A 1,042-nucleotide genomic window follows, 5' to 3' on the forward strand; every position below is an offset into this window, starting at 1 on the left:
CTCTCGCCGGAATGCATGAGCTCGAACCCCTTGTTGATGTCCTCGAGCGGCATGGTGTGGGTGATCATCGGATCGATCTCGATCTTGCCCTCCATGTACCAGTCGACGATCTTCGGCACGTCGGTGCGCCCGCGCGCGCCGCCGAAGGCGGTGCCCATCCAGGTGCGGCCGGTGACGAGCTGGAACGGCCTGGTGGCAATCTCCTGGCCGGCGCCGGCGACGCCGATGATCACCGACTTGCCCCAGCCGCGATGCGAGGCTTCGAGCGCCTGGCGCATGACCTTGGTGTTGCCGGTGCAGTCGAAGGTGTAGTCGGCGCCGCCGATCTGGTCGGCACCGCGCTTCGTCAGGTTGACGAGATAGGGCACGATGTCGTCGCCGACCTCCTTCGGATTGACGAAGTGGGTCATGCCGAACTTTTCGCCCCAGGGCTTCTTGTCGTTGTTGAGGTCGACGCCGATGATCATGTCGGCGCCGGCAAGGCGAAGCCCCTGGATGACGTTGAGCCCGATGCCGCCGAGACCGAAGACGATGGCGGTGGCGCCGATCTCGACCTTGGCGGTGTTGATCACCGCGCCGATGCCGGTGGTGACGCCGCAGCCGATATAGCAGATCTTGTCGAAGGGGGCGTCCGGATTGACCTTGGCGAGCGCGATCTCCGGCAGCACGGTGAAGTTCGAAAAGGTCGAGCAGCCCATATAGTGGTGGACCTTGTCGCCGTTGATCGAGAACCGCGAGCTGCCGTCCGGCATCAGCCCTTGCCCCTGGGTGGCGCGGATGGCGGTGCAGAGATTGGTCTTGCGGCTGAGGCAGGAGGGGCAGGAGCGGCATTCCGGCGTATAGAGCGGGATGACGTGGTCGCCCTTCTTCACCGAGGTGACGCCGGGGCCGACATCGACGACGATGCCGGCGCCCTCATGACCGAGGATCGCCGGGAACAGCCCCTCCGGATCGGCCCCCGACAGCGTGAAATCGTCGGTATGGCAGATGCCGGTCGCCTTCACCTCGACCAGCACCTCGCCGGCCCGAGGGCCTTCGAGCT

General features: G+C 65.5%; 1 protein-coding gene. It reads right to left on the reverse strand.

What is annotated here, in order from left to right; all coding sequences use genetic code 11:
• Positions 1–1,042 (reverse strand): S-(hydroxymethyl)glutathione dehydrogenase/class III alcohol dehydrogenase (locus BHD07_RS31820; RefSeq protein WP_338284319.1); only part of this gene is annotated, 1,042 nt, incomplete at both ends.

It is taken from the genome of Sinorhizobium sp. KGO-5 (assembly GCF_036245905.1).
In the GTDB taxonomy this organism is placed as follows: domain Bacteria; phylum Pseudomonadota; class Alphaproteobacteria; order Rhizobiales; family Rhizobiaceae; genus Sinorhizobium; species Sinorhizobium meliloti_A.